The following is a 20,293-nucleotide window of genomic DNA, read 5'->3' on the forward strand; positions in this document are numbered from 1 at the left end:
CTTTTCTTACCCCCGCCGGCTGCGCCGCCATTCCTCTCCGACTAACAAAAGTGGCAGTTGCCGCCCTCCACTTTGTTTCGGCCTTATCAGGTGCGGTCCGATCGTCACCTGTCTGTTCGACAGCCATCGAGGCCGCGATGGGCGCGGCCCGAACACCAGAAAAGGAATACGACAATGGCAACCATCGGCACCTTCACCTCCACCGAAAACGGCTTCACCGGCTCCATCCGCACTCTCGCCCTCAACGTCAAGGCCCGCATCGCCCGGGTGGAGAACCCCTCAGACAAGGGCCCGCAGTTCCGCGTCTACGCCGGTAGCGTCGAGCTGGGCGCGGCCTGGCAGAAGACCTCCGAGCAAGGCCGCGACTACCTCTCGGTCAAGCTCGACGATCCGAGTTTCCCGGCTCCGATCTACGCCACGCTCGCCGAGGTGGAAGGCGAGGATGGCCTCCAGCTCATCTGGTCCCGCCCGAACCGAGACTGACTGAAATCAGGAGGCTCCGCCACCGGCGGAGCCTTTTCCCTTATCGGAAATGGGGGCAAGATTAGCGCCCGTCGAACCTGGCGATCATCTTGCGCAATTGCGCGTTCTGCTGGATGAGCTTTTTTGCAAGCTGACGCCGCAACGCATCGACCTCAGCGTCGAGGTCGGCCATCTCATCCATGAATGATTTTAGCCCGGCAGGAGCGACCTCGGCGGTGGCGGAAACCACAGGCTCCACGGTTGGATTGATGTTCTTACGACGTGCCGGCGCTCGCTTCACCAGCGTTTCGGCAACTTCAGTCAGCGTGGGAGCAGGCGACTTCTCCTCGGGCTGTTGCGGGGTAAGGAGAGCAGCAGGCTCTTCCTTACCAACTGGGGCCGCAGCAGCCTCTGCTGCAACGGGTGCCGCTGGTTCGACGTCAGTCGAGCCGGTATTTTGATCGAGCAAGCTTGCCTCGAATTGCGCATCGGAGCCGGCTTCAGCGGAGCGATCGACTGCCGCCGGTTCGATGCCCGGGTGTTCCTCTTCAGGAACCGGCTTGTACTCGAGCGCAAAGGTTTTCGCTGCGACTGCAGGGCTCTCTGGCTTCGGTTTACGCGACACCAGGTCAGCCACAAATCTCCATGGTGTTCTCATCACATTACCTTCAAAGCATGGCGGCAAGGGAAACAGCCGCGGTCGTTCATTGTCACCAGGACCGCATTGGTCTCGGCTCAATCAGGCGAAAGATCGACGGCGCCGTCGCATGCAAATGCGCGGCGCCGCTCAGAAACCGAAACTCAGGCCTTGCCCAGGCGCTTACGCAGATCCGCATTTTCGGCGCGCAGCTTCTCGGAGAGCTCCTTGCGAAGCTGCTTGTTCTCTTCCTCAAGCTTGATGAGGTCGGCGATGTCATCAATGACGTCAACAGAGGTGACGGCGGGAGCGGACGTAGCGGCTTCAACGCGAGGTGCGCGAGCGGCGGCCGCTTTGGGTGCGGGAGCCGCTTTTTCAACCTTCACCGGAGCGGTCTTGGAGCCACGCTTCGCGCGTGTCTTCTTGGCCGGCTTTTCAACGGGTGCAGTAGTCGCATCAATGGTATTGGATTCACCCAAAGCCTTCGGTGCCCGAGGCTTGCGGGTTTTCTTCTCGGCGGGAGCTGCGGCCGGCGCTTCGGTGGTCGCAGTCGTCTCGATCGTGGTTTCGTCGGCCATCAGTGTTCTCCTCTGTTAGGCCGGCAAGCTTTTGATTCGCCGTTACTCAAAGTCAATGCGAAAAGCCCATTTTCGCGTGCGTTCGGCGCTTGTTAGGCCACCACCAGCGGAGCCATCTCCCATCGGTAGTTAAAGCCGGACCCGGCATCGAGCCAGGTCCGGCTTTTTTGGGTAGCCACCGAGAGGAGGAAAACCTGCTCAGTATCCGGTGATGATGCCGACGGGACTGCCGTCGTCAAGGATGAGCGGTCCCCCCGATTTCGAATTGGCAGCAGAGCCGCCAACACGAAATCGGCTCCCCCACTCCCCGGCGTCGCCGGTCGCTTTGGCGATCCCTGACATCGTCACTCCCTTTCCGGCGTCGCTGTTCGTCTTTCACATAGGAGATCAGACGATGACCTTCGAACTCGAACGCCAAATCGGAGAACTTCTTGCCGAACTGCGTAACGCTGTCGATGCTTGCGCGCGTCGCCAGATCGAAGCCAAACTCGACTTCGCACAGGCGGAACCCAAGCTGGCGATTGCCGAGATGGACGGCTGCGTTGATGCGGAGCCGCCTTTCGAAGGGGGCGGCCCCAAATCGCGTCGTGTGCATCATGCGGTACCGAAGATCTCCTGTTGATCCGATTTCATTGACATCAGGGATGGTGCGTCCCGGGCGTCTGGCTGCAACCTGATGACACCAGAATTTTCCCCGCCTGCGGCTCCTCGCGAATCAAAATTCGGTCGCCATCAGGTCCTCTGCTCCGCTTCGGCCCTGTGGGTGCAGCCCTCCTTCCCTGTCCGCTCTTCATCCCCGCAATGAACAGCAGTCAACAGGAGATCCACGATGCAACAGCTCGCAAAATTTCTCAGCGCTACCGGCCGCCGTCTTCGCACCCTTGGCAAGGTTGTCAGCCACCTCTTCCGCAAGGGCAAAGTCGGCCTGAAGATCGCGATTAAGATTCCGTTCTTCGCGGACGTTGAGCTCAACATCGAAACCGAATGGGACCGGCGCGCGTGAGCGCCGACAGGCTCGGCCTTCATCGGCCGAGCCGGCTAGCACCATGGTTCGCGACGTCCTGCCCAGGTCCGGGCCAGGCCTTCCGAGACCAGAATATCGCCGAGGCTGTGGCCATGTCGCGTGAGGCTCCGGAGGGTACGGCCATAGCGATCCTTGTCACGACCCGGCCATGCCTGCAATTCGAATGGACCTTGGTTCAGAAGTTCGATCAGCCGCTCGGTCGCCCGGTTACCGAGAGCAAGTTCCGAGGCGCATTTGGGCTCGCTGATCTCGGGTGCATCGATGTCGGCGATCCGGATTTTCGTGCCTCCGATCCACAGCGTGTCGCCATCGATAACGCAGGCGGTTCGATGGCCGCCGGTGCATTTTTCAAACTTTACCGAAGTCATATGCGGTGCGGCCAGCGTCATCGTTGGAGCATTGACCGCCAGGGCAGCGGCGCTTGCGAGGCCAGAGATCATCGCGAGGATCGCGCGATTGCGTTGCCTTCTCTTTTTCCGGACGAGAAGCCGGAGATCATGCGGATATGCCAAACGTCAAATGCTCCTGTCTCATCATCGTCGATGTATGGAATTGAGCCAGAGGCCGCAAGAGATCGCCGACCGTCAGTGACGGGCTGCCGAAGGGGTGACCCGGTATCCGCGGCTTCGCTTCTGTCGAAGAAGATCGAGGAAGGCAGCGACAGCGTCTCGCTCTCTGGCAAAATGCTGGACCTTCATCTGGCCGTATGCTCCGATCCGACCCCAACGGCGTGTCAGGCAGACCTCGCCGAACAAGTCGGGCTCGATCGTCATAGCATAGAACCGAGCCATGTTGCGGGCTTCGTCCGTGCGTTCGACGTAAAGCTGGTAGGGCTGAATGAGCATGGCAGCATAATCGCTCGCCCGCCAATTTTCGTCCAACGAGAGATGTGAATCGATTGCGTCTCACCGATTCATTTTCGTGAAGTTCGAACCCGAAAATTTCTGGGCGGGTCCGCCTGCGGCGTACAGCTCTATTCGCCGAGGCGAACGATGCCCTGCGGTCTTCGCCCATTCGGGTCGCGATCTTCCCGTAAACACCAGGCGCCGTCGGGGCAAACGGGCGTCGATCAATATCCGAGCAAGCCGAGGACATCTCCGCCATAGAATTCTCCTCAGTCGTCGGGAAGACCACTGACGTCTCCACTTTCCTTATCGATAAGCGCGCCGTCGGCTTCGCGAACCCACGCCGTGATGCCATGTTTGCGGCATTCCTCGATCGCCTCGGCCGCCGTCACCCCTGCTTCGCATGCTTCCCAATATCGCATCGTTGCGCCCTCGATCTATCGCACAACCGGTTCATGCGTGCCGGAAGAGTTCTTGTGAAACCGGTTCTCGCCGACACAGGCTTTCATGTCCTCGCGGCGGAACCACACGGCGCGCCCGCATCGAAGGGGTGCATTGCCCGAGGTGAAGACGATCTGTTCGTCGGCGCGCATGCGCAGAACCTCATGCGGAAGGATCAACGGCCGGCGGTTGAGTTGCTTCGACCGCGATCTCGACGATCCCTTCAATCCGGACGAGCGATTGGTTTGGTCGACCTCGACCGTCGTGTCGCCGCAGCGCTTCGAAATGTAGTCGGCGGTATCAGGATCGTTGATCGCCGAAAACGAGATCCAGGACGCGGATTCGAACCATTTGCTCGTCGCATCTCCCCCGCCATAAGCCTCGCGCATCTGGCCGAGCGACTGGAAGATCATCGCCAGCGTAATACCGTATTTGCGGCCTGCGTCTCGGGCGGTTTCGAGGATGCGCAGGTAGCCGAGGCGTGCCACCTCGTCGAGCAGGAAAAGGGTGCGACCCTTCACATCGCCGTTGCGGTTATAGATCGCGTTCAGCAGCGAACCGATGACGACGCGAGCGAAGCCTGGATGGGCTTCCAGCACTTTCAGATCGAGCGCGATGAAGATGTCCGTCTCACCGTTTGCGAGATCGTCCGTCGAGAAACTGTCCCCAGAGACCAGAGCGGCATAGTTGGGGTAGGACAGCCAGTGCGTTTCCTTGACTGCATTGGAGTAGACACCCGAAAATGTCTCCGGCGTCATATTGACGAAGACGGCGACATTTTCCTTCACGAAGTCGGACTCTGACCCTTCGTAGATTTTCGTCAGGCGTGCCCGGAGCTGCGGTTCGGGTTCGGACAGATTCGCGCGGACCTGGCGCAAGGACTGGTCTTTTTCAGCTGTGTGACCCGACAGGCAGACGTCCGCGATCAGCGCCGTCAGAAGCTGCATCGCCGACGCCCTGAAGAAGTTGTCGCGGGCGGACGCCGTGCGCGCATTGTCGGTCATGATCCATGTGGCGACGGCGACAATGTCCTCTTCTTTCGTATTGCCATGACGGCCGATCCAGTCCAGCGCGTTGAAGCCGACACCAGACGCGGTTGGATCGAGCACGATCACCTTCCGGCCCGCCTGGCGCCGATGCTCGCTGACCATCGGCGCCACCTCGCTTGACGGATCAAGCACAACCAGACCGCCTCCCCATTTGAGCGCGGTCGGGATCGTCACCGAGGTCGTCTTGAAACCGCCCGAACCGGCAAAGACGATCCCGTGCGACGAGCCGAAGGAACCGTCGAAACAGAGTAGGGGCGCCTTGCCACCGCCGCCCCAGCTTTGTTTGTCATAGGCCCGGAACGGCAGAGCGGCAACACTATCGCGATCGACGCGATATCGCTCGCCGATGACGATGCCGCCGTCTTCAGGAAAGAGCTTTGCAGCCTCCTGCATCTTCATCCAGTCGGCCTCGCCGTGGACGGCGCGCCTGCCGGCAATCCGCTTTGGTCCCGCCATTGCGAAAGCGGCATTCCCCTTGATCGCAACCCGCAAAGCGAAGACGCTTGCGATGAAGCAGACACCAGCGCCAATCATCGTTGCCGGGTCGGCATAGGCGAGAACCGATTGTTTGGGTGGCACGTCGTTGGCGATAGCAGCCAAGCGAATCGTCTCGCGTGCGATGGCGGTTATGATGACCGCAACGCCACCAGCCAATGCGCTCAGACCGGCCGCCTTGATATTGGCTGAACCATGGGCGGCGAACAAAGCGACGACGCCGATCGCAGCGCCCACGATATAGGGCAGGGCGAGCCCGCCTCGGCCCAGCATCAGCTTCGCCTGCGCCGATGTTCCGAGCGCCGCCAGCCGATGTTCAAAGCCTGACATGAGGACCATCGCCGCGACCATGATCGCCGCGGGCAGGATTGCCAGAAGCAGCCTATTCGCCATCATTGCCGAAGGCCTCCGCGCCGATTGCCGATAGCCGGGCCTTCTCAGTTTCGTCGCCCCTGATCCGCTTGCTTGCGTCGAGCAGCAGACCGAGCAGTAGAGGACGCTTTTCGTAGCGAAGGCCTGCCTTGACGATCAGGCCGCCGAGTTCGATTTTTTCGCGCGTGTCCTTTTTGCGCGCCTCTGTTGTCGTTGATTTCGCCATCCGCTCAAATCTCACCAGACCCGCCCGCATCCGCGCCAGGCGACTGCGCCGTGGACGGCTCGCTGCCGCTTCTGCCCTCGCCGGCATTCTTTCTCCCGGTCGCAGCACCTTTGCCTCCGCGAAACCGCTTTGCGGTCTCCTCGAAGGCCGCCTGAAGCTCGACCTCGTCGATCTCAATCTCCCCGAGGCCAGCCTTCAGCGCGATACGTCCGATGCGTTCGGCTTCACGGGTCTCTGCCTGCTTGAGCTGGTCCTGCAATCTGGCGATTTCTTCCCTGATCCTCGATGACGGCTTCTTCATTCCGGTCGCTCCTTTGATGTCTGGGCGTTGCGTTCGCGACGCCCAGATTCTCCCGGATGGCCCCAAAAGGACATCTGCAGATCTGCAGATCGCCATTGGCGATGCTTTGGTGAATGATCCCGGCCGTTCCGAAGGAATGGCTCCAAGGGCGCAATTATACGTCGCGATACGACGTGTTGCTTTCATGCCCTGGCGGGGCCATGTGGCCCCCGCCGCTCCGGACGAACGCGGTTCAAACCTGGAGCTTCCTTCGTCGTGGCCATCGCCCATTTCTCAGCCAGCATCGTCAGCCGTGGCTCCGGCCGCAGTGTCGTGCTGTCTGCGGCGTACCGGCACTGTGCAAAGATGGAATACGAGCGTGAAGCCCGCACCATCGATTACACCCGCAAGCAGGGCCTGCTCCACGAAGAGTTTGTGTTGCCCGCTGGCGCGCCGAAGTGGGTTCGTTCACTTGTCGCTGATCGTTCTGTCTCTGGAGCGTCGGAAGCCTTCTGGAACAAGGTCGAAGCTTTCGAGAAGCGTGCCGATGCGCAGCTTGCCCGGGACCTGACGATTGCACTGCCGCTGGAACTGTCGTCAGGGCAGAACATCGCCCTGGTCCGGGATTTTGTCGAGAAACACATCCTTGCAATGGGCATTGTGGCGGACTGGGTTTATCACGACAATCCCGGCAACCCGCATATCCATCTGATGACCACTTTGCGGCCGCTCTCCGAGGACGGCTTTGGGTCGAAGAAAGTCGCGGTCATCGGCGAGGACGGCCAGGCGGTACGAACGAAGTCCGGGAAGATCCTCTACGAACTCTGGGCCGGGTCGACGGAGGATTTCAATGTGCTGCGCGACGGCTGGTTCGAACGACAGAACCATCATTTGGCGCTTGCCGGGATCGATCTTCGCATCGATGGACGCTCCTACGAAAAGCAGGGTATCGCTCTTGAGCCCACCATTCATCTCGGCGTCGGGGCCAAGGCGATCGAGCGCAAGGCAGAGCAACAGGGTGTCCGGCCGGAGCTCGAACGGGTCGAACTGAACGAGCACCGACGCACGGAAAACGCCCGCCGCATTTTGAAGAATCCTGCCATCGTGCTCGACCTGATCACGCGGGAAAAGAGCGTGTTCGACGAGCGAGACGTCGCCAAGGTCCTGTATCGCTATGTCGACGATCCGAAGCTCTTCCAGCAATTGATGCTGAAGATCATCCTGAACCCGGATGTGCTGCGGCTGCAACGCGACACCATCGATTTTGCCACGGGCGAGAAGCTGCCCGCGCGTTATTCGACGCGGGCGATGATCCGGCTGGAAGCGACGATGGCACGGCAGGCCATATGGCTGTCGGCCAAGGGGACGCATGCCGTCTCTGAGGCTCTACTGAATGCGACCTTAGGGCGACATGAACGGCTGTCCGACGAGCAGAAAGCAGCGATCGAGCGCATTGCCGGACCTGCCCGCATCGCTGCCGTCGTCGGCCGCGCCGGGGCCGGCAAGACCACGATGATGAAGGCGGCTCGTGAGGCCTGGGAACTGGCCGGATATCGCGTCGTTGGCGGTGCGCTTGCCGGCAAGGCGGCCGAGGGACTGGAGAAGGAAGCCGGCATTCAGAGCCGGACGCTTGCGTCATGGGAGCTGCGCTGGAGCCGCGGCCGTGACGTTCTGGACGACAAGACGATCTTCGTCATGGACGAGGCCGGCATGGTTGCCTCGAAACAAATGGCCGGCTTTGTCGATGCAGTGGTAAGAGCAGGTGCGAAGATCGTGCTCGTCGGCGATGCCGAACAGCTCCAGCCGATCGACGCGGGTGCTGCCTTCCGCGCGATTGTCGATCGCATTGGCTATGCCGAACTCGAAACCATCTATCGCCAGCGCGAGGACTGGATGCGGAAGGCATCGCTCGATCTGGCACGCGGCAATGTTGAGAAAGCTCTCATTGCCTATCAGGGGTCAGAACAAGATTAGGGCGAAATCGTACGTTTAGCCGAGGAAGTGATGCGCGAGATCAATATTCGTCCCCAAAACTGGGTCTTAAATAGCACTTCACCCTAAAATTTCATATTCAGCACAGGCGGCAAACTATGGAAAATATGCGCGAATTCGCTTAGCGTACGATTTCGCTCTAATCTTGTTCTGCCCCATAAATTGTCGGTCGCACGCTAGGCAAAGCTTCTCGGCTTCAGCCGTGGCAGCGTCTATTATCTGCCGCGTCCAGTTTCGGACGGCGATCTGGCTCTGATGCGCCGGATCGACGAACTGCATCTCGATTATCCGTTTGCCGGAAGTCGGATGTTGCAAGGGCTCTTGAGGGGAGAAGGGCTGGAAACTGGGCGGCTGCACGTCGCCACGCTGATGAAGAAGATGGGCATCGAGGCGATCTACCGTCGCCCGAACACGTCCAAACCAGCGCCCGGACACAAAATCTATCCCTACCTCCTGCGAAAGCTGGCGGTCACCCGGCCCAACCAGGTGTGGGCAATGGACCTGACATATATTCCGATGGCACGCGGTTTTGTCTATCTCTGCGCTGTCGTCGACTGGTTCAGCCGGAGGGTTTTGTCGTGGCGGCTATCAATCACGATGGAAGCCGCTTTCTGCATAGAGGCGGTCGAGGAGGCTCTTGTCCGTTATGGCAAGCCCGACATCTCAGCGCGATGCGTGCATCGTCGCGACAACACGGACCAGGGATCGCAGTTCTCATCCATGGACTTCACGGCAGTGCTGAAGAAGGCGGAAATCGCCATCTCGATGGACGGCAAGGGCGCATGGCGGGACAACGTCTTTGTCGAGCGGCTCTGGCGTTCGATCAAATATGAGGAGGTCTACCTCCACGCCTACAAGACCGTGTCCGAGGCCCGTGTTGGCATCGGCCGCTATCTGACCTTTTACAATAGCCGACGCCCACATTCATCCCTTGACCGGCAGACGCCGGATCAGGCACGCCAGAGTTGACACCGCCTTCTTGCGATCCTTGTCGCTCAGTCCATCGAGCGTCCGGGTTTTGAATATCAGGTCGAGCTGTCGGCCCGACGCCGGCACCAGCGTATTGCGGGAGCTCATCATGGTCCTCCTGAGTGATTCTACGTCCACTTCGGAAGAGTGCCGCCTTCGCACCGCCTGAGACCAGTCTGTTCAGTTCGATCAGCGCCGCAAGATCGACGCGTGCCGTTCCCATGGTCATGCCGCTGCACACCACAGGATCGATCATCCAGCCCGAAATCGCGACCACGACACCTGGCGGCCCCAGAACCTTCAAAAACCGACCTGTCGCTCGTTCTTCGACACGGCAAATAGAAACTCTCTGGCCGAAATACGGATGCCAGCGGTAATAGACCTCGACGTCATCCCCGACATGGGCAGAATGAACGGGGCATTACCGATGCATCAACCTCGCCCCAGAAGCGAATCTCTCCCTCTCGGCCGGATTCGGCTACAGCAATCGCATTCTTCCGCTTGGCAACATCGATTCCAACGAACACTTCTCTATAATCTGCCACAGCTCGTCCTCCTGTGATGAGGATCGGCTCGGCCTATCCGAGCAACCCTCGGAAGACCAGTGTAGGGCGAGCCACCTCGGCCACGAAGACGGACATACGGTCTTACGGCCCGCCGTCTTGCGGAAGGCAGAACTCGTCGAGCGGTTCTTCTTCGACGTCGTCTGCCGCCGCGAGATGCAGAACTACGCGGCACGCGGCAAGTGGGATCGCATGACCTCTTGCGCCGCGTCAGCGTCCAAAGAAACGGGTGTGACTGTTGCCGCGCGGGCCGGTGCGGGTGACGGAGCAGGATTGGTCCACCCGGCTGCAGTTGCGCACCCTCGACGCCGTGTTGCCGCGGGGACCGTCGACCTCGCGAGTCGCGGTGCATTCGCCGTTTGCGCAGGTACGGTTATGGGTGGCCGTGCCGCCATAGATGCCGGTCGTCGAGCGGGTTGCGGTGCAGGTGCCGTTTGCGCATTCTACCGTCCGGTCGAAGGAATTGACGCGCGGCGCGACAACCGGCGGGTAATAACGCCAGCTCGAGTACCACGGGTAGCGCACGTAGTAGCGATCCCAATAGGCGCGATTGTAGCCGACGACCACGACGCCGATGCGCGGGGCAAGGGCCGGCGTCAGCACCACGGGCGCACCGCGATAGACGACCTGGATATAGTTCGCCGAGACCCAGCCTCGCATGGCGCCGAGCCCGATATCGCACCAGCTATAGCCGTCGAGGCAGCCGTAGGTGGTGATGCGGGCGCCTACCGGTACGACGGTGACGACCGGATAGGCGGTCGAGGGGCCGGCCCTCAGATTGACATTGCCGGTGGCGATCGCGGCGGTAGCGGCGGCTGCGACGGATGTCATGCCGGCGAGCATCGCGAGTGCGAGAAGCAGTTTCCTGAACATCGGATTTTCCTTTCGAAGGTGAGAATTCAGTGCTGCATCACGTCACTCAGCGCCGAGCGGCAGGAGGAGGAGAGCTTTTGCGCATTGTCCCTGAGGCAGGCGGCGATGCGACCATCCCCGCGCTCGACGCCGTCGCAATAGGTTTTCAGGTCGGTGCGGCAGGCGCGGGCGACCTTGAACGCCTGCTGCCGCGTTTCGGGCGAGATCTGCAGCTGGGCCGAGGCCGTGCCGGCGAGCGCAGCAAGGAGGAGGGCAAGCAGGCCTGGGGCAATGAGGAGTTTGCGGATCATGGGGATAGTTCTTCGGTTCTGGTGGTGGAGTTGTTGTCGGTCGGAAGACTGTCATTTGCAGGTCTTTCGATCGGCCGCGGGGCGGGGCCGACCGGTCCGAACAGCACCCGGAGCTTGGCGGTCGGGCCGGTTGCGCGGCGGAAATCCCGCCAAAGGATGGCCCATTCGCCAAGCGCGATTCGCCCCGGATTGAGCGAGGCCGGGCGGCCGCGCAGGCCGTAGCGGAAAGGCTCGGTCTTCGGTGCCTCGGCGAAAGTGCCGAACAGCCGGTCGAAGACGATCAGGATGCCGCCGAAATTCTTGTCGAGGCAGCCGGCATTGGACGCGTGGTGCACCCGATGGTGCGCAGGCGTGTTCAGCACCCATTCGAGCGGGCCGAGACGCGGCGAAAGCTCGGTATGGATGAAGAACTGATAGGCGAGGTTGAGGCCGAGCATGGCGACGATGCCGAGCGGATGGAAGCCTGCCCAAGCAAGCGGCACGAAGAACAGGAAATGGCCGGAAATATTGCCGGTCCAGCCGAGCCGGATCGCCGCCGTCAGGTTGAGCCTGGTCGGCGAGTGATGCACTGCATGCGTCGCCCAGAGCCAGCGGATGTGATGCGAGGCACGGTGATGCCAATAATAGACGAAGTCCACCGCGACGAAGAGCGCCAGCAGCCCGGCCGCCGTCGTGATGTCGATGTCGAACAAACGGTGCCGGTAGGCGAGCATGAACGGCACGGCGACGAGGGCAGCTTCGAGAGGGCGCACGAGGCCATGGATCACCGCGACCCCGAAGGACGCCGCCGATTCTTTCAGGTCATGCGTGTCGTGCCTCGCCAGCCTGCCGATCAGATATTCAAGCAGCATGAAGGAGGCCGCAATGATGAGGATGCCGGCACGCAGCGACGGATCGACGGAACTCTGGAACATGGGAGAACCTCGCGAAAAGGATTGCCCGGCGGCTCGTGCTGGGGGCGGGAAGCCGCCGGGCGCCGCGCCTCGGGTCAGTAGCGATGAAAACCGCCCGAGCGGGTAACCGTGTTGCCGCTCGGGCCGGTCGTGGTCCGGGAGCCGGTGCAATAGCCGCCGTCGCACGAGACCGAGCCGCTGCGCGACGTGCTGTAGCCGTTTGGGCCAGTGCGATTGATGCTGCGCGAGCAAGAACCGCCTGCGCAGCCGCCGCTCGCATGCACGGAGGCCATGCCGCGTGGGCTGCTAGTCGAGCCGTCGCGGGTCCAGGCATTTGCCTGACCGACCGAAAGCAGAGCGAAAGTGCCGGCGAGCAGGCCGGCTGTCAGTGTCTTGGTCATCGTTTCATCCTCGTTTCGATGTGGATCGTCGCATCGACGAAAGCGGGGGATCGATCGCCGACGTTAGTGAGGATGGCGGCGCGATGTATGCCGGTTATGTCGCGCCGGTTTCGATTTGTAGGCCTTTGTCGCCGGTTTGTAGCGTTTTGTATCAACGGCCGGCCGGCTCTTGATTTCGGCAAATCGCTTGTTCATGGTTGTGCCATGGACCGATCCATGCCCACGATTCTGATCGTCGATGACGATGCCGACATAAGGCAGCTCGTTGGCGATCTGCTGTCGCGCGAAGGTTTTGCCGTCGAGGCGGCCGAGGATGCGCGCGCCATGGACGAGGTGCTTCTGCGGCGTGAGCCGGACCTGATGATCCTGGATCTGATGATGCCTGGCGAAGACGGCCTCTCGGTCTGCCGGCGCATCCGTGCAACGCGGCCGTTGCCGATCCTGATGCTGACCGCGAAAAGCGACGAGACCGACCGCGTCGTCGGCCTCGAACTCGGGGCCGACGACTATCTTGTCAAACCGTTCGGCCCCCGCGAACTCTTGGCGCGCGTCCGGGCACTGTTGCGCCGCACCGCCCCCCAGGTATTTCAGCGGCCGAGCCGACGTTACGCCTTCGATCGTTTCGTCGCCGATCTCGATGCACGCCAGCTCGAAGCCGGGTCGGAAGGCGTCGTTTCACTGACGAGTGGAGAGTTCGAACTTCTCTCTTGCTTCGTGATCAGGCCGCGCCGGGTTCTCTCGCGTGACCAGATTCTTGACTGGACCCACGGCCGCACCGCCGATCCCTTCGACCGCACTGTCGATATTCTCGTCTCGCGGCTGCGCAAGAAACTCGAAGCGGCAAGCCCTGGCAGCAATCTGATCAGTACCGTGCGCAACGGCGGTTATCTGCTGACGGTGCCGGTGCGGCAGATGACATGATGTTTCGCTTGAGCCTTTCCAGGCGGCTCATCGCAATCGGAGGGGCGGGTTTCCTGGCGCTCTGGATTGTGCTGATTTCGTTCTACTATCTTGCCAACGGCCTTAGCCGCACCGCGTCCAACCCGCCGCCCGGCCAGATTGCCGCCATCGTCACGCTTTTGAAGAGCGAACCTTCCGCCCGTTGGCCGGCGCTGATCGACGCGGTGAGCTCGCCAATCCTCGATCTGAGTGTTGTCGAGATTGATTTGGCGCCAGAAAATGCCCTCGATCTCTGGGAGGATCCGGGCTACGGAATCTATCGAGAGGTTCTCGGCGACGACCTGCTGTCGATCCGCCTTCTGGTTCCGGAGCGCAGGTTCCGGCGGCCGCGTCTGTTTCAGGGCGTGCTCAATCCCGTCCAGTTCCGGCTCCGTCTTTCGCCGGATCGGGTGCTGGTGATGGAAACCCGCACGCCCTTCATCGTCTCCTGGTTCGGCCTGCCGGCGGGGCTCGGCGCTGGGTTGATCGGGACGTTGTTCGCCGTCGCGGCGCTGATCGTTCTGCATCGGGAAATCCGCCCGCTAACCCGGCTCGCCGCCGTCGTCGATCGGATCGACCCCGTCGGGGCGCCCATCGTGCTGCCGAAGCTGAAAGGTGCAGCGCCCGAAACTCAGGCGCTGCTCAAGGCCTTTGATCGGTTGCAGACACGCCTGCATGCGATCGTCCGAGCCAGGTTGGCGCTGATTGGCGGTATCCAGCACGACGTGCGCACGTTCGCGACCCGACTGAGGCTTCGCGTCGAGCACATCCCGAACGAGACGGAACGGGAAAAGGCCGCAGCCGACATAGACGATATGATCGAGCTTCTCGACAATGCGCTACTGGCCGGCCGCGCCGGTGTCGGAGCTCTGGACGAGGAACTCCTCGACCTCATGCCGCTTTTGGGGGCGGAGGTAATGGACCGCCGGGCTGCAGGGGCGCGCATCACCTTGGCCACCCTTCCGCCCGAGACGGCACTGGTAATTGGCGATCGTCTGGCACTGCGGCGGGTATTCGCAAACCTGATCGACAACGCGCTCAAATACGGCGGTGCGGCGCATCTGGCGATTGTGATCGAGGCGGAGTGGCTGCGAGTGACGATCGACGACGAGGGATCGGGCATTCCAGCCGATTGGCGCGAGTTCCTGACGGAGCCCTTCGTGCGTCTGGAACCCTCCCGTGCCCGCAAGACCGGCGGGGCCGGTCTTGGCCTCGCCGTCGCCCGCAATCTAGTGGAAGCCCATGGGGGCACACTGGAAATCGACGATGCACCGGGCGGGGGCGCGAGGCTGAGCGTCCGGCTTTATCTATTCGGCAGCCGATGAGGTCGCCCTTCAGGATCGGCGTGGGGATGGTTGGATTGGCTCCGGTCTCTGAGCTGCGATCCACGAAGGACGGTTAGATGAGGGAAACGGCGGCGGGTTTCGTTGCTGGGTGCTGGGAGTGCTCGGATTTGTGGCTCCGCCCGTCCTTTGCATCTCGTAGCCTGCGGTTTCGCAGTCTACCAATATGCAACGAACCACCGATCGCCAGATTAAACCTGAGAAATTCGGGGCGCTGAAGCATATTATTGCGGGAGTCTACTGGGTGCACCGGACCGTTGATCGAACGTTGGCTTGATCCTCAGCGCCCGAAGAGCATTTAGGATAACGGCCACATCGATCAGTTCCTGGAGCAGAGCCCCCTGCACGGGCGTCAAATATCCAAGTGCGGCTGCGATCATTCCGCAGATGGACATTCCGATTCCAGCTACCACGCTCTCCAGCGCGATACGTCGCGAGCGTTTTGCTATTTCAATGCCTGGGAGCAAGCGGTCCAGGTGGTCGACCAGAAGTACGATATCCGCCGCCTCTGCGGAGGCGGCGGCCCCCCGGGCGCCCATAGCAACCCCAATATCGGCGGCAGCAAGAGCTGGCGCATCGTTAACCCCGTCGCCGACCATCATGACCGGCCCATTCTTGCGCTCTGTTAATACCAGCAGAACTTTCTGGTCCGGTGTGAGGTCAGAGCGGACTGCGTCCAGCCGCAACCCTTTGGTCACCGTCTCAGCGACCGCCCGGCGGTCACCAGTCGCCAGCAAGATGCGGCTGATGCCTAACCGCCGTAGACCCGCGATGAGCTCCGCGGTGCCGGATCGCAGCGCGTCCGCCATGGTGAGATACCCCGCGATCCTGTTATCAACCGCAAGGGCGACGACCACGGTCCCCGCCGTCATGGCCAGGCTCCCTGTCGGCTTAACGCCGACCTTCGTACTCACGAAGGCGACGCCTCCTACGGCGACCTCCCGGCCGGCGACTGTTCCGGAAAGGCCTTCACCGGCCCGTTCGCTCACATGTTCCGGGACAGGCAGCACGACCCGTTGTCGGTGTGCTGCCGCGACAATCGCTTGGGCCATCGGGTGTTTCGACGCCTGTTCCAGAGCGGCCGCGAAGTAAAGAACCTCGCCTTGTGACATGCCGTTGTGGGTTTCGATGGAAACGATCTGCGGTCGTCCATCTGTCAGTGTACCGGTCTTGTCGAGGATCAACGTGCTGATCCCTGCCAAAGCCTCCAGGGGCTTTGCTCCTTTGATGAGGACGCCGAAGTGTGCCGCTCGAGACAGACCAGCCACCAAAGCCACTGGAACTGCAAGTATCAGCGGGCATGGTGTTGCCACGACCAGAACAGCCACCGCGCGAATGGGATCACCGGTGAGCCACCAAGCCGCTGTCGATAATGCGATGGTGACGGCCAGAAACAGCAGGGAATACCGGTCGGCCAGCCGGGCCATCGGCGCCTTGGATGCCTGAGCTGCCTCGACCAGCCGGACGATGCCGGCATAGGTGCTGTCTGCCGCACGATGCCGGACCCGCAGGTCAAAAGCATCGCCGGCATTGGTCGACCCACTCATTGCTTCCTGACCATGCTCCAGTCGTACAGGCATGGGTTCGCCGGTCAGCGCCGATTTGTCGAGGATCGCCCGCGGGCTTTCGATGTCACCGTCTGCCGGCACGACGGCGCCCTGGTGGATCATCAGCAGATCGCCCGGTTCGATATCCTGCAATCCGATCTCTTCGAGGCCGTCTTTGGTGTGACGCGTGGCGGATCTCGGCACACGCGAGAGGAGTGCACTCATTTCGCGCCTTGCACGCCCCTCGGCAAAATTCTCCAGAAAGGTCCCACCAGAATACATGACGGCAACGACGGATGCTGCGAGCGTTTCCCCGAACAGCAATGCCGCCGACATTGAAAGTGCCGCCACGATGTCCAGTCCGACCTCTCCACGCCAGAGACCGTGTAGGATTTCGATGATTAGTGCGGCAAGAACCGGGATGACGCCCGCTTGCCACGCGAGTTTGGCCGCATCGGCCCTATCAAAAGCATAAAGAACCAGCCCGAGCGCAAGACCTGACGCAGCCAGGATTAGTAGTGCAGACTTCAAGCGGTCGGAGTTCGGATAGAACATGGTTTTCTTTCCTCGCCGTTTGAGAGAACCCCGATTGTTTTTTTCTGTTGTGACACATCCAGCAGGGCTTTTGGGCGATGCAGTACCGGAAATCAGTGGCTGGCGGCGGGATGAGGACAGGCGACTTATCCTGCGGAACCGAAGAGCGCTCCGATTCCCGCGGTCAACGCCATTGCAAAGGCACCCCAAAAGGTGACCCGGACGGTCGCTTTCAAAACGTTGGCGCCGCCGGCTCTAGCTCCAACTGCTCCCAGGAGCGCGAGAAAGAGAAGCGAAGCGATCGAGACTGTCATCACGAGGCTATGCGATGGTGCGACCAACACCAAGCCAAGGGGCATCGCAGCTCCAACAGCGAAGGTGAGGGCGGATGTCAGAGCAGCGACGACAGGCCGCGCCGTCGTGACTTCCGAGATGCCGAGTTCGTCTCGTGCATGCGTTTCGAGTGCGTCCTTTTGCATCAACTGGTCGGCAACACGCCGCGCCAATTCGATCTCGACGCCGCGTTTGACATAAAACTGGGCAAGCTCCTCGCGTTCGGCTTCTGGTTGGGTCGCGAGCTCATGCCTCTCGCGGGCAAGATCTGCCTGTTCGGTGTCTGACTGAGAGCTAACCGACACATATTCGCCGGCCGCCATCGACATGGCGCCAGCCACCATTCCCGCCACGCCGGCGACCAATATTTCGGAGCTTTCAGCAGAGGCCGAGGCGACACCGACGATCAGGCTAGCCGTCGAGACGATACCGTCGTTGGCACCAAGGACTGCCGCCCTAAGCCAACCGATACGGGATACGAGATGGTTCTCATGATGCAACCGGCTCATGACTTCCTCTTGATGGTACCATCAAGGTGCGTCGCTGCGGCCACGGTGTTTGAGATCATGCCGTATTTCAGCACGTTCTTGTGGCGCAATTCCAGCCGCCTATCGCTCTCATTGCTGTCGACGACGAGTCCATAGTCGATCGAGATGATGCGGGGAGGGTTCTCTTGTCGGACTGCATCGGGGCTGACCTCGACACCGCCGAGTTTGAAATCCAGCATGGGTGTGACGTGCTCAATTCTTTTCACCAAGCGGTAGCCGATTGCGGCGAGCAGCAATTCGGCCGGATTGAAGGCGTCAGGAGAACCTGAGAGCCCCGACTCCAGCTGGATCTCGGCCGTCCTCGCATTGGCGACGCTGCCTTCGGCATTGATCCTTCGCGCTGCAATCCGGTAATCCAGCATTTTATGTCCTACTCAAAACCCGCCTGTGATTGCCACAGCGCAGAGGCTAGCACGAGGCGTCAGTGTCGGGCTTGACCCGGATCAATAGTAAAGTGATGCCGCGAGAAGCACCATTCCTGAACCGCCTGCTCAGCAACCGGGGCTCTAAGCCGAGCAGACGAATACCGAGAGTGATCGTGCAGACCCGTATGTCGAATGACCGGCCTTGACGAAAGTCAATGTGATGCGCCCTCGGCCCGCCTACATTGGTTTCACCATATCTGGAGGAGCTGGCAATGCCATTTACAACCGTCCTATGCGTCACCCGGAGCGACGCAGGTGATGCCGACCTCGATGCCGCCGTGAAATTCGCCCGATCCGCATCTGCGCATCTGTCGGTCTTGCTGATTTCTGTCGCTCTCCCTCCGCCGGTCGGGGTGCAGGCGGAAAGTGTCTCCAGGGCTTGGCAGAAAGAACGGGAAACCGATCAAAAGAAGCTTCGGGCACGAGCCGCAGTGGTCGAAGATTTGTTAAGTGGCGGAACGATTGCCCACGATGTTACGGAAATCTACACGGACCTCCTCCACGTCGATAACGCGGTGGGTGAACAGGCGCGCTACGCCGACCTGGTCATTCTGGGGCCTCATCTCATAACTGACCCCATGCTGAGAAACGCGGCGCTCGACGGCGCCCTTTTCCATTCCGGCGTGCCGGTGCTTCTGGTTCCCGATGGAGCAACTCCCACGATCGAATCTGCCTCAGTCATACTGGCGTGGAATAATTCCATCGAGGCCGCCCAAGCTGTTAAAAGAGGTCTACCACTCCTAAAATCTGCCCGTCGCGTTTATGTGGTTACAGTTGATGATCAAGCTGTGCCCCCTGAGCTTTCAGCCTACCTGATGCGGGCGGGCGTCAAGTTCAGCGTCCACGTGTTGGAGAGCGGCGGTCGAACAGTCGGTGCGGCAATCAATGAGTTTGGCGACGAGGTCGCGGCGGATCTGATCGTGATGGGCGCATACGGTCATTCCCGTCTGCGTGAGCGCATCCTCGGCGGCGTCACGTGGTGCATGATCGAAAACCCCGAGCGACCGGTTTTGCTCGCGAGATGACGCCATTCAGCTAGGCTGCAACAGTCGATGCCACAACGCTCGGGCTCAGACGCTCTCGGTTATCATAAGAATGAAGTGGCTTGCCAGCGGCTTTGGTTGGAGGCATTGGTGGTCCACAACTCCTCCGCCAGTCAAATCCCGTCACCACCGTTTGTGGCCCTTGCTCGGCCCCGGATCAGGCTGTGACTCCGGCGCGCATCGATGGCAGAGGTCAGCGACATAGCTTCCGGTTCCAACGGTGACGCGTAGCGTGACTTTGCAGAACCGGATAGGAAGTCGGCGCCTGGTCAACGAGTAAACAAACCACACCCGGTCCCTTTCGGCTGGCCGTGCTTGAGGAAGAGGACAGACAGCCCAAGCCTTTCGGCGAGCGAAACACCGCGCACCTCGCCGAGAACCATCATCGCCGTCGCCCAGGCGTCGGCGCTCATGCAATCGCGGCCGATAACGGTTGCCGATGCCGGAGAATGCATGAGCGGCATTCCCAGACGCGGATCCATTGTGTGTGAGAAGCGGTGTCCGCCGACATCGACCCAGTGTCGGTAATCGCCGGATGTGGCGACGGCGGTATCGTGAAGTTCGAGAATGGAGTGCGGGGCACGCATTTCGAAGTCGGGCATTTCAACGGCGACAGTCCAGCCGCGACCGTCGGGCTGTATGCCGAGCGCTCGCAACTCACCGTCGATGGCGAAGAGGCCGGCTTCGATACCGTGTTCGCGCGCAGCCTCCGCCAACTGATCGACACCATATCCCTTGGCGATACCATTGAGGTCGAAGCGCATGTTTGCGTGCTTGCGGGCCCGTCCGGTGCCTTTGTCGAGTTCCAGGACCTCATGGGCCGGGCGACGGCTCACAAGGCGGGCGGCCTTGATCCGGTCTTCGTTCGCCTCCACCGGCCCGAAACCCCAAGCGGCGACGGCATCACCCATGCCGATATCGAAGGCGCCATCAGAGGCGCGGCCGACGGCAAGACCCGCTTCCAGCACGGTGAGCAGCCGCGCTGGCAGCGCCATCCATTCGCCCGGTCTTGCCGCGTTCAGGCGGTTGAGATCGCTGTCCGGCTTCCCGGTCGACATTTGCCGGTCCACGTCGGCCACGGCTTCGGCCATAGCGGCGCGAGCGGCCTCGGCGTCGAAATCCGCAGGCATGTGGAACAGGGCCGACCAGCGCGTGCCCATGGTCGCTCCGTTCATCGCATGGCGCGTCATG

At 61.2% G+C, this 20,293-nt stretch carries 22 protein-coding genes and 3 pseudogenes; 8 read left to right on the forward strand and 17 right to left on the reverse strand.

Annotated elements, in window-relative coordinates:
• Positions 1-174 precede the first annotated feature (174 nt).
• Positions 175-483 (forward strand): DUF736 domain-containing protein, encoded by a 309-nt coding sequence (locus J2857_RS25590; RefSeq protein ID WP_018326263.1) that lies wholly within the window; start codon positions 175-177, stop codon positions 481-483.
• Between the two features lie 61 nt (positions 484-544).
• On the opposite strand, the gene J2857_RS25595 is transcribed toward J2857_RS25590, so the two are convergent.
• On the reverse strand, positions 545-1,099 hold the full coding sequence (locus J2857_RS25595; RefSeq protein ID WP_210013065.1) for a hypothetical protein: 555 nt from the start codon (positions 1,097-1,099) through the stop codon (positions 545-547).
• Between the two features lie 164 nt (positions 1,100-1,263).
• A complete protein-coding gene (locus J2857_RS25600; protein ID WP_210012882.1) occupies positions 1,264-1,677 on the reverse strand; it encodes a SyrB-like regulator in 414 nt (137 codons plus the stop codon).
• 394 nt (positions 1,678-2,071) lie between these two features.
• On the opposite strand from J2857_RS25600, the gene J2857_RS25605 reads away from it, so the two are divergent.
• Together J2857_RS25605 and J2857_RS25610 are read left to right on the forward strand one after the other, a co-directional pair.
• Positions 2,072-2,299, forward strand: coding sequence for a hypothetical protein (locus J2857_RS25605; RefSeq protein ID WP_210012883.1), 228 nt, complete (start codon positions 2,072-2,074; stop codon positions 2,297-2,299).
• Between the two features lie 207 nt (positions 2,300-2,506).
• Positions 2,507-2,680, forward strand: coding sequence for a hypothetical protein (locus J2857_RS25610; protein ID WP_210012884.1), 174 nt, complete (start codon positions 2,507-2,509; stop codon positions 2,678-2,680).
• A 35-nt stretch (positions 2,681-2,715) separates the two neighbouring features.
• Here the strand turns inward: J2857_RS25610 and J2857_RS25615 are convergent, their stop codons facing one another.
• The 6 genes from J2857_RS25615 to traC all read right to left on the reverse strand — a co-directional run bounded on the left by J2857_RS25615 (position 2,716) and on the right by traC (position 6,430).
• Complete coding sequence (locus J2857_RS25615) at positions 2,716-3,141, reverse strand: thermonuclease family protein (protein WP_210012885.1); 426 nt, start codon at positions 3,139-3,141, stop codon at positions 2,716-2,718.
• A gap of 144 nt (positions 3,142-3,285) precedes the next feature.
• Positions 3,286-3,546 carry a WGR domain-containing protein gene (locus J2857_RS25620; RefSeq protein ID WP_210012886.1) on the reverse strand — a complete coding sequence of 87 codons (261 nt, stop codon included), beginning with the start codon at positions 3,544-3,546 and terminating at the stop codon, positions 3,286-3,288.
• A gap of 269 nt (positions 3,547-3,815) precedes the next feature.
• Positions 3,816-3,968, reverse strand: coding sequence for a hypothetical protein (locus tag J2857_RS25625; RefSeq protein ID WP_210012887.1), 153 nt, complete (start codon positions 3,966-3,968; stop codon positions 3,816-3,818).
• 15 nt (positions 3,969-3,983) lie between these two features.
• Positions 3,984-5,927 (reverse strand): Ti-type conjugative transfer system protein TraG, encoded by a 1,944-nt coding sequence (gene traG / locus J2857_RS25630; protein WP_210012888.1) that lies wholly within the window; start codon positions 5,925-5,927, stop codon positions 3,984-3,986.
• Positions 5,914-6,129 (reverse strand): type IV conjugative transfer system coupling protein TraD, encoded by a 216-nt coding sequence (gene traD, locus J2857_RS25635; RefSeq protein ID WP_210012889.1) that lies wholly within the window; start codon positions 6,127-6,129, stop codon positions 5,914-5,916. The genes traG and traD overlap by 14 nt, the downstream gene beginning before the upstream one ends.
• A 4-nt stretch (positions 6,130-6,133) precedes the next feature.
• Complete coding sequence (traC, locus tag J2857_RS25640; RefSeq protein ID WP_210012890.1) at positions 6,134-6,430, reverse strand: conjugal transfer protein TraC; 297 nt, start codon at positions 6,428-6,430, stop codon at positions 6,134-6,136.
• A gap of 255 nt (positions 6,431-6,685) precedes the next feature.
• On the opposite strand from traC, the pseudogene traA reads away from it, so the two are divergent.
• Positions 6,686-8,365, forward strand: a pseudogene (gene traA / locus J2857_RS25645) (Ti-type conjugative transfer relaxase TraA); the annotation flags it as partial.
• Between the two features lie 216 nt (positions 8,366-8,581).
• Positions 8,582-9,370: pseudogene (locus tag J2857_RS25650) on the forward strand (IS3 family transposase); the annotation flags it as partial.
• A gap of 425 nt (positions 9,371-9,795) precedes the next feature.
• Here the strand turns inward: J2857_RS25650 and J2857_RS31090 are convergent.
• The 5 genes and pseudogenes from J2857_RS31090 to J2857_RS25670 form a co-directional block, all read right to left on the reverse strand.
• Positions 9,796-9,915 (reverse strand): annotated as a pseudogene (locus tag J2857_RS31090) (IS110 family transposase); the annotation flags it as partial.
• A 228-nt stretch (positions 9,916-10,143) separates the two neighbouring features.
• Complete coding sequence (locus J2857_RS25655; RefSeq protein ID WP_210012891.1) at positions 10,144-10,806, reverse strand: SH3 domain-containing protein; 663 nt, start codon at positions 10,804-10,806, stop codon at positions 10,144-10,146.
• A 26-nt stretch (positions 10,807-10,832) separates the two neighbouring features.
• Positions 10,833-11,096, reverse strand: coding sequence for a cysteine rich repeat-containing protein (locus J2857_RS25660; RefSeq protein ID WP_210012892.1), 264 nt, complete (start codon positions 11,094-11,096; stop codon positions 10,833-10,835).
• Positions 11,093-12,010 (reverse strand): sterol desaturase family protein, encoded by a 918-nt coding sequence (locus tag J2857_RS25665; protein WP_210012893.1) that lies wholly within the window; start codon positions 12,008-12,010, stop codon positions 11,093-11,095. The genes J2857_RS25660 and J2857_RS25665 overlap by 4 nt, the downstream gene beginning before the upstream one ends.
• A 74-nt stretch (positions 12,011-12,084) precedes the next feature.
• The gene (locus tag J2857_RS25670; RefSeq protein WP_245363826.1) at positions 12,085-12,390 is read right to left on the reverse strand and encodes a hypothetical protein; all 306 of its coding nucleotides are present in this window, start codon (positions 12,388-12,390) and stop codon (positions 12,085-12,087) included.
• A 216-nt stretch (positions 12,391-12,606) separates the two neighbouring features.
• Between J2857_RS25670 and J2857_RS25675 the strand changes: the two genes are divergently transcribed.
• Positions 12,607-13,311: a response regulator gene (locus tag J2857_RS25675; RefSeq protein WP_245363827.1), complete on the forward strand. Its 705-nt coding sequence runs from the start codon at positions 12,607-12,609 to the stop codon at positions 13,309-13,311.
• A complete protein-coding gene (locus J2857_RS25680) occupies positions 13,308-14,654 on the forward strand; it encodes a sensor histidine kinase (protein ID WP_245363828.1) in 1,347 nt (448 codons plus the stop codon). Before J2857_RS25675 ends, J2857_RS25680 begins: the two co-directional genes overlap by 4 nt.
• A gap of 242 nt (positions 14,655-14,896) precedes the next feature.
• Here the strand turns inward: J2857_RS25680 and J2857_RS25685 are convergent, their stop codons facing one another.
• From J2857_RS25685 to J2857_RS25695, 3 genes are all read right to left on the reverse strand, one after another.
• The gene (locus J2857_RS25685; RefSeq protein WP_210012895.1) at positions 14,897-16,774 is read right to left on the reverse strand and encodes a heavy metal translocating P-type ATPase; all 1,878 of its coding nucleotides are present in this window, start codon (positions 16,772-16,774) and stop codon (positions 14,897-14,899) included.
• Positions 16,775-16,899: 125 nt separating this feature from the next.
• A complete protein-coding gene (locus J2857_RS25690; RefSeq protein ID WP_210012896.1) occupies positions 16,900-17,595 on the reverse strand; it encodes a VIT1/CCC1 transporter family protein in 696 nt (231 codons plus the stop codon).
• A complete protein-coding gene (locus J2857_RS25695; protein ID WP_210012897.1) occupies positions 17,592-17,996 on the reverse strand; it encodes an OsmC family protein in 405 nt (134 codons plus the stop codon). Before J2857_RS25695 ends, J2857_RS25690 begins: the two co-directional genes overlap by 4 nt.
• 275 nt (positions 17,997-18,271) lie before the next feature.
• On the opposite strand from J2857_RS25695, the gene J2857_RS25700 reads away from it, so the two are divergent.
• Entirely contained in the window at positions 18,272-19,084 is an 813-nt protein-coding gene (locus J2857_RS25700) for a universal stress protein (RefSeq protein ID WP_210012898.1), read from the forward strand.
• A gap of 287 nt (positions 19,085-19,371) precedes the next feature.
• On the opposite strand, the gene J2857_RS25705 is transcribed toward J2857_RS25700, so the two are convergent.
• A complete protein-coding gene (locus J2857_RS25705) occupies positions 19,372-20,292 on the reverse strand; it encodes an FAD:protein FMN transferase (RefSeq protein ID WP_210013051.1) in 921 nt (306 codons plus the stop codon).
• Position 20,293: the final 1 nt, after the last annotated feature.

It is taken from the genome of Neorhizobium galegae (assembly GCF_017877055.1).
In the GTDB taxonomy this organism is placed as follows: Bacteria; Pseudomonadota; Alphaproteobacteria; order Rhizobiales; family Rhizobiaceae; genus Neorhizobium; species Neorhizobium galegae_D.